Consider the following 7,986-nt stretch of genomic DNA (forward strand, 5'->3'; position numbering starts at 1 on the left):
GACACCGATCAATCTCATTCATGGCTTGCTTTAAAAATTGATTCCAGGGTTTCATTGGCCTGCCGTCGAAATCAACGTTCCGACTTTCGGCCTCTTACCACTGACATCTCTTGCATACTGGTTGTTTTGTTCAGTTTTCAAAGATCAATTTCCCTCGCCGTTTTTAGCGACGAATTATAATTTATCATGGTTGCAGCAAAATGTCAATAACCTTTTTTAAATATTCTCTCTTAAAAAAGTGCTGCAGAAATGGCTATGTTTTTTGCTGACAACAAAAAATAATATAGCATAATTAGCCGCTTTGTTCAATAGAAAATCCAAAAAATATAGCCTGGATTTTAAAGTCGTTCCTAAAATAGCGTTATCTTCTATAAGCTAAGGTGGGACATGATATCAGAGTAAGTGCCGATTACAGGCAATTAACCTTCAGGATGTGATGATCCAAAAATGCACCTCAGCACCCTATCATGACTGACTATATAACGAAACAGTTCCAGTATTTATACATAATATCCTCTTTACTGATCACCAGTGCGTTTGGGCATGTACTTCATGCAATCTTCTTTGCTTGCTATACGGCGGTATAAATTGAAAATGGTCTGATAACGTGCCTTCATTGAGGTTTTAACCATTTGATCGATCCGATGATCGTCCATATCCATTAATAATTCTTCCAATTCCCGTTTTATTAAATATTCCATTTCTTTTTGTTCTTCATCATTAATCAAAAATCCGAGCATCATATCACCTGACCTTATAGTTCTAAGTAATCTGAATAGCACGCTGTCGTGTTATTGATTGGAACACTAACGATTTAAATCATATTTACAGACTTTACGATTCCCACAGACTTTACTATTCCCCGAATCGATATGATTATATCCTCTTTTTCGAAGTTTTATTATTTATTCCGCCTTAACAGGTAAGCTGAAATAAACGCTGCGCCCTGTCACAATTCGGTACTAAGATATCCTGTACGTCGCAAGACACACAATTCAAAATTTCAGGGAGACCAGGGCAGTTAAGTGGGGATCAGCTGCTTGTAAAGTCCCGATTGTTCAGGCCTGTACGATGGAAGTCACAATGCGTTGCAACAGGACAAGGAAAGCTGGCAGCGACGTATCGCACGAAGAAAAAGTGCTTTTCTTTTTCGAGGACGCCCGAGTATTTAGCCTTTGTTCCTCTGCTTCAGCAGGGAAATACACTCTGCTGGATGAAGTTTCGCTTTTCCCCCTATAAGCTTGTTCATATTAAGCATTTTCCTTCATAGAATACATTAAGGATTGTTTGAGAGGGATGATGGTATAATGGATCATTTTTACGTGATGGGGTTTAAAAAATGGAAACGGTATGCCGTCGTTATATTATTGGCATTATTCGCTGCTATATTCATTTGGTTTGAACGTGACGGAGCATTTTCAGTTATATCCGGCAGCGAGCCATCAGCATTGACAAAAGGAAACGCCGATGAATCTGATATCGCACTGACCTTTAATATCAGCTGGGGAGAAGAGAAGGTTCATGGCATATTGGACGAGCTCGAAAATCATCAGATTCAGGCCACTTTTTTTGTAAGCGGTGAATGGGCTGAACGCCACCCGGAAATTTTGGAAGACATAACCGAACAAGAGCATGAACTTGGTATGCTGGGCTATCGTTATGAAAGTTACCTTGATCAGGAGTTGGATGAAGTTAGGCGTGATTTATTGGAAGCCAAGGGTGTATTCGATAAACTTGGTTACGAGGATATCAAACTTTTACGTCCTCCAAACGGGCACTTTAACGAGGAGATTATAGAAATGGCTGAGAATCAGGGTTTTACGATTACCCATTGGAATGTCAACCCGAATGATTGGGAAAACCCGGGGACGCAGAAGATTACAAATACGGTTATGGAACAGACTGCGAATGGGGATATCATTCTGATGCATGCATCCGACTCGGTGAAACAGACAGCTAAAGCTTTAAAAACGATACTGCCAGGGTTGAAAAATAAAGGATTCCAATTTGTCACCATATCTGAGTTGATTAATCAAGCCCATGCTGAATCAAAGCTTGCTGACTAATCAGAAAATTGAGCTTCACCTGATCTTCCCATGGGACAGTTTAGTGGAAGCGGCAGAGTTAAATGATTTCAGTATGAAGATGTCATCTAAAATTTTATGCTTATCTTGAAACAATAGTGGCATCGGCCGTTATCTTCATCCGCTGTACAACAGCCCCAAAGTGTTCTGACACATTGGGGCTTGTATTATGCCTTGTTGGTTCCTGAGTTTGCAGTGGTTTTTGTTTTTGAATTCCCCTCTGATCTTTCACTTCCTGTTAAACGGTGTAATACCAGTAACTGATACGTATTGCACGCAAGTAGCGGAAAAATCATAAGCCATGCGTAATCCGTGCCGCTTGTATTCAGGCCTGGCACCCACTCGATAGTCGTCATGACAACCATCAGAAACAAGGACGGAATAAATGCCCGCCGCTTCGTCTCGCGCGCTTTGATTTCCGATACAATCCAGCCGTAGCCGAGAATAGCAGCAGCCATCAAAATAAACCAAAATACCGAAACGTCTCCACCTGTAGCATTATATGGAAAATAAACTAAATCAAAAACAACAAACGCAATCAGCAGTACTTGAACCGTCGGCCAAAATGTCCGAAACAGGCTAAGTCCAAACCGATTGATAAATAAATACGCAAAAAATCCGGTTTGACTGATAACACTAAATACAAAACCCAGCCCGAGAAAAAAGAGAATGACACCAAATAGTTCAAACGCATTAAATGGGTCAAAATTATTTGTATAATATGCAGGTTTGACAAAAAAACTGGTAATTAAGCCTGTCACCCCGCCGATCATTAACGTTTTTAAAAATAAACCAACCCACTTACGACTATTCAAATCAAATTGCCTCCTAAATCTTTGTTCAGCGTCCTCCGTATATTTTAGCACGAATAAGCCCTTTTTACCTCTTATAATACATATTTTTTCGCATGATCACACATATTAACCATGACAGGAAGGAGGATTTGAACATGTTTCGGATCACTTTACTTTCCCTTTTCCTACTATCCGCTGTATTCATTTCCGGGTGTGCCGGGCAGGGTGCTTCCGGTGAAGAAGCTGATTATGATACAACGAAAAAAATGGTTGTTGACATATTACAAACAGAAGATGGAAAGAAAGCACTTCAGGAGATTATGACCGACAAAAAAATGAAACAGCAGCTGATTATGGATTCTGATGCTGTTAAGAAATCAGTGGAGGAAGTGCTTTCTTCGGATAAGGCGACAGATATGTGGAAGCAATTATTTGAAGATCCATCATTTGTTAAAACATTTGCAAAGTCAATGGCTGAGGAACAGAAAAAGCTCATGAAAGACCTTATGCAGGACTCTGAATATCAGCAGCAAATGCTTGATCTAATGAAAGATCCCCAAATGACCGAACAAATGACCAATGTTATGAAAAGTCAGGAATTCAGTAAACATCTGGAAGAACAGATACAGAAAACACTTGAAACACCACTGTTCCAGGAAAAAATGAGCCAAATATTATTAAAAGCCGCTGAAGAACAAGGCAAACAAAAGGATCAGAAATCACAGCAAGGCGATGGCTCCGGCGACGGGGGATCTGGCGGTTCCGGCGGGGGAGGCGGTTCCGGTGGTGGCGGCGGACCGTAATGCCACACCAGCTCTGTACGCTTAAACCAACACCGTTTTTTACCACAGCTAAATGAATGAACAAGAAAAAGAGGTGACGAATGCCACCTCTTTTTAACACTTTTCTGCCTGCAAACCATCACTTGGGTTTTGCCCTTAATGCCTGGAGATAAGCCTAGTCATTATTCAAAATCAGCTGCTTTCAATTTCGTTTATGCCTCTAATTTGGCGACAATTTTTGCTGCCATTTTGTGGTATTCCTTTCCAAGCGGATGATCTTCCTGATAAACGGAAGGCGCGAATTCATCCTCTTCTTCATAAGGCTGCTGCAGCGGCAACTGCCCAAGTACTTTTGTTTTAAGTACGTCAGCAAGCTTTTGTCCGCCGCCTTTTCCAAACACATACTCTTTTTCACCGGTTTTTTTGCTTTCAAAATAAGCCATATTTTCAATCACACCGAGTATTTCATGTTCCGTTTTAATGGCCATCTGACCTGCACGCGCCGCGACAAATGCCGCTGATGGGTGTGGTGTGGTGACAATGACTTCTTTTGCTGACGGGATTAATTCATGGACATCCATGGCAATATCCCCTGTTCCCGGTGGCAAATCAAGCAACAGATAGTCCAAATCGCCCCACTCAACTTCTTTGAAAAAACTGTTGAGCATCTTGCCGAGCATTGGCCCTCTCCAGATGATCGGAGAATTGTCCTCGACAAAGAAACCCATGGAGATGACTTGTACACCGAATCGTTCGACGGGAATAATTTTTTCGCCGCGTACTTGCGGCCTGTTTTCAATGCCCATCATATCCGGAACACTAAATCCATATATATCCGCATCAATAATCCCGACTTTTTTGCCCAATCGCATCAATGATATTGCCAGATTGACGGTTACCGTCGATTTGCCGACGCCACCTTTCCCGCTTGAAACTGCAATAAAGTTAGGCTGTTTGCTGACGCCCAAGAGCGACTTTTCCTGTTCTGCCTGTGCAGCCGGCTGAAATTTTTGGATAACCTCGTCAGGCAATTGTTCGAAGCGGAGTCCGACAGTTGATGCACCGTTCTTTTTCAATATACCGACGACCTCCTGCTGCAGTTGCATCTGTTCGGCGGTATTTGTTTTAGCAATCCCGATTTTAACACTGACATGTTTTTTCTCTTCTTTAATCGAAATATTCTTAATACCGTCTGTTTCTTCCAGTGTTTTATGTAAAAACGGATCTTGAACAGATTTCAGAAGGTCTTTTACTTCCTCTTTTGACAACACGGTTGGTCACCATCCCTTTCCTTGCACATATACAACGTAACTGTACTGTAACTCGCATACAACGCTAGTATAACACAAATCATTTAAATTCTAAGTGATTTGAATCATGGAAAGGGCAACAGGCAACTACTCCTCTTCCGGATCTTCAGAAACATACCGGAGAATGCCTTCATAAATGCTGCCGGCCATTTTCCGCTGGTACGAATCCTGTTTCAGGTGGTCCCGCTCATGTTCATTTGACAAAAACCCAATTTCAACAAGTGCACCCGGAACTTCCGCATGTTTCAACAAATAGACATTGTTAAGCGCGAGCGGTTCCCGTGTTGTATTTTCCAAATTGCGGATGATTTCAGCCTGGATCATATTGGCCAGATGTTTACTCTTTTCTTCCTTTGGATGGTAAAATGTCTGTGCACCATGCCACTGTTCGGAAGACAATGCGTTCAAATGAAGTGAAATAAAAAAATCAGCTTCCTTATCATGAATGAATTTCAACCTTTCACGAATGTCTTCCGCTTTGCGCCGTGATAGTCCTTTGGTGTCGTCCGCTGCGAGATCTTTATCTTCTTCCCGGGTCAAATAAACAAGTGCACCAGACTGCTGAAGAAAATCACGTGTTGTTTTGGCAACAGCCAAGGCAATATCTTTTTCCAGTGTTTCATCTTTTCCGACAGCTCCCCCATCTGCCCCACCATGTCCGGGATCAATGACAATGGTATGCCCTGACAGTGGTAATGACCATGTCTGCCATGTTGAGTCGGCTTTTTGAATCGGAAATTGAATAAGCAGCGCTAATACAATAAAACCTACTCCCCACATGAATACCTTTTTAAACCGTTCCATACGTTCGCCCCTTATCAATTTGCTTTTTCTATTGTATGGGACAGGTTTCTCGTTTATGATAAGGATAAAGTGAAACTTCATTCAGTGGAGTGGTTTTCTCCACTGAATGTTAGTTGAACAGAATCGGGCATTTAGGGACAGTTAGCCGCCGTACTTTGGCGGGTTACTGACCCTTAATGCGGGGAAAAGTGAAACTTCATTCAGTGGAGTGGTTTTCTCCACTGAATGTTAGTTGAACAGAATCGGGCATTTAGGGACAGTCAGCCGCCGTACTTTGGCGGGTTACTGCCAGTTATATGCGGGATGAAAGAAGGTATATACAGTTAACGACATTAATCATCGGAAGGAGAATGTGCTATGGATTGGGCAGGACTTGGTGTCATCATCATTGGTCTTGCAATGCTCGGACTGGTTTTTCTGCTGGTCAAACCACTCAAAAGCCTGACAAAAGTGCTTGCAAATCTTCAAAATACAACAAATGACCTCCCGAATCAGATGACCGAGATCATGACAGGTTTAAAAAACACCCTTAGTTCAGCAAATGAGGCTATCAGGCAGCTGAATGAACAATTCGGCAAAATAGCACCGATTTTTCAGATCATCGGCAACATTGGTACATCGCTGCAAAACCTTTTCAGGGTGATGGCCAATATCAATGAGGAAATGAGACAAAAAACAGACAATCCCATGATGGAACACTATCACTTGGAAGGAATTTATGGCGTCATGGCGTTGGGATACAGCATCTATCAGCGCAGAAAAACGAAAAAATAAGTCTCCTGACATCTGGAGACTTATTTTTCGTTCTGTTCTGCTTTTTTTCGTGTATTCATACTGAACCTGGCGAGTGGGGTCGTTAATTTTCGGGACATTTCACCGACATCATTAACCATGTAAAATAATGGACTTAATGTGCGCAGCTTATCATTCACTTCTGAAATCGTCACATTGGTTTGGCTGAGCATTTGCCCTGTTTCCCTGAAAATATCATCCAGCTGCTGCGGCATCTGTTCGACCGTTTCTTCAATTCCACGCAGCACATTAGCCAGATTATTTAATGTCCAGGCCACATATACTGCCATTACCAGAAACGCGATCCCAATCAATATGACACCAATTCCAGTCAAACTCATAAATATCCCTCATCTCCTGTAATTTCAAATTCATACGTCATGATACCTTCATAGCTTCTTAGCTGGTGCTGATGCCTTGTATTATTTCACTTTTTTATATAGCTTGTACACAACGTCCACCCATTTGATCGTTTCCGTCAACCTGGTCCGGTTCTTTGCAGATGTAAACGATGACACATTTTCGGCCTGCTTGTTCACCAATTGGCTCCCCTCATGAATGGAAATCCCTAAATTTTCAAGCGTCACAAACAGATTGTCCACAGCCCTGATTTTATCGTGCAGATCGTCCACTGTTTTGCCTGTTTCATTGACCGTGTTGCGTAATTCCGGTGTGATATCGTGCATTTTTTGTTCCACTTCGCCTAACGTCTGACTGATGCTTTCCATCGTATTTGCTGCTCGTTTCAATACGAGAGAAGCATAGACGGCGACAAGTGCAAACGCCAGCGCAACGATTAAAATACCTATGTAGACTAAGTCCATTTAATATGCCCCTCCTTTTTATGAGGCTGTTCAAAAAGTCCGATAGTCGTCTTTATAGCTGAATGTTATATCGTAAATGACTGAACATACCAAACAGCTGTCCTAATTGTTTTCCCTGTTTATCTGGACAATAACCCTATTAGAAAATATCGTTTCCAGTTTACATTATCATATTTCCCCGGATCTTTCCATTCTATGTCATCCAGCTCCAATGGCGTCATAAACACAGCACCGTCACGGAATTGATCCTGGTCTGACCCGGCAATCCACTCCCCGGGATTGGCGCCCTCTGTGATCTCCACTATATTGTCCATTTGAAGCCCAGTCTCAACTGGTTGTTTGGCCAACAAGCCTTCACGCGTCAATTTCCATAAATGACCATTGAATAATTGCCCTTCCCTAACGGCCGTTGCCTTAGGAGATTCATTTGTGATGATCGACAAGTCTGCATGATAGCCGGGTAGCAGGCCCTCCGTTGCTGATGACTCCCCTTCTTCTGGTTGGTTGGAATCTTTGTCTTGCTGTGATGATTCTGCTTCCTCAGTTTCAAGTGCATCTTCCGGTTTTTCGATTTCTTCTGCTTCTGCAGGTGCCTC

9 protein-coding genes and 1 pseudogene are annotated in these 7,986 nt (G+C 42.2%); 3 read left to right on the forward strand and 7 right to left on the reverse strand.

What is annotated here, in order from left to right:
- Window positions 1-518 precede the first annotated feature (518 nt).
- The gene (locus tag VK080_RS02100; RefSeq protein ID WP_324223155.1) at window positions 519-740 is read right to left on the reverse strand and encodes a hypothetical protein; all 222 of its coding nucleotides are present in this window, start codon (window positions 738-740) and stop codon (window positions 519-521) included.
- Window positions 741-1,307: 567 nt separating this feature from the next.
- On the opposite strand from VK080_RS02100, the gene pdaB reads away from it, so the two are divergent.
- Window positions 1,308-2,066, forward strand: coding sequence for a polysaccharide deacetylase family sporulation protein PdaB (pdaB, locus tag VK080_RS02105; protein WP_324223147.1), 759 nt, complete (start codon window positions 1,308-1,310; stop codon window positions 2,064-2,066).
- Window positions 2,067-2,251: 185 nt separating this feature from the next.
- On the opposite strand, the gene VK080_RS02110 is transcribed toward pdaB, so the two are convergent.
- Window positions 2,252-2,899, reverse strand: coding sequence for a KinB-signaling pathway activation protein (locus VK080_RS02110; protein WP_324223148.1), 648 nt, complete (start codon window positions 2,897-2,899; stop codon window positions 2,252-2,254).
- 134 nt (window positions 2,900-3,033) lie between these two features.
- Here VK080_RS02110 and gerD point away from each other — a divergent pair, with 134 nt between their 5' ends.
- Entirely contained in the window at window positions 3,034-3,681 is a 648-nt protein-coding gene (gene gerD / locus VK080_RS02115; protein WP_324223149.1) for a spore germination lipoprotein GerD, read from the forward strand.
- A gap of 191 nt (window positions 3,682-3,872) precedes the next feature.
- Here gerD and VK080_RS02120 read toward each other — a convergent pair whose 3' ends face one another.
- Both VK080_RS02120 and cwlD read right to left on the reverse strand, forming a co-directional pair.
- Entirely contained in the window at window positions 3,873-4,931 is a 1,059-nt protein-coding gene (locus tag VK080_RS02120) for an Mrp/NBP35 family ATP-binding protein (protein WP_324223150.1), read from the reverse strand.
- Window positions 4,932-5,057: 126 nt separating this feature from the next.
- On the reverse strand, window positions 5,058-5,774 hold the full coding sequence (gene cwlD / locus VK080_RS02125) for an N-acetylmuramoyl-L-alanine amidase CwlD (protein ID WP_324223151.1): 717 nt from the start codon (window positions 5,772-5,774) through the stop codon (window positions 5,058-5,060).
- 357 nt (window positions 5,775-6,131) lie between these two features.
- On the opposite strand from cwlD, the gene VK080_RS02130 reads away from it, so the two are divergent.
- Window positions 6,132-6,548, forward strand: coding sequence for a DUF948 domain-containing protein (locus VK080_RS02130; protein ID WP_324223152.1), 417 nt, complete (start codon window positions 6,132-6,134; stop codon window positions 6,546-6,548).
- Between the two features lie 20 nt (window positions 6,549-6,568).
- Here VK080_RS02130 and VK080_RS02135 read toward each other — a convergent pair whose 3' ends face one another.
- From VK080_RS02135 to VK080_RS02145, 3 genes and pseudogenes are all read right to left on the reverse strand, one after another.
- Complete coding sequence (locus VK080_RS02135; RefSeq protein ID WP_324223153.1) at window positions 6,569-6,907, reverse strand: DUF948 domain-containing protein; 339 nt, start codon at window positions 6,905-6,907, stop codon at window positions 6,569-6,571.
- A gap of 81 nt (window positions 6,908-6,988) precedes the next feature.
- Window positions 6,989-7,390, reverse strand: coding sequence for a DUF948 domain-containing protein (locus VK080_RS02140; RefSeq protein WP_324223154.1), 402 nt, complete (start codon window positions 7,388-7,390; stop codon window positions 6,989-6,991).
- Window positions 7,391-7,509: 119 nt separating this feature from the next.
- A pseudogene (locus VK080_RS02145) lies at window positions 7,510-7,986 on the reverse strand (hypothetical protein); the annotation flags it as partial.

The sequence above is a fragment of the Lentibacillus sp. genome (genome assembly GCF_035301925.1).
Lineage (GTDB): Bacteria > Bacillota > Bacilli > Bacillales > Amphibacillaceae > Lentibacillus.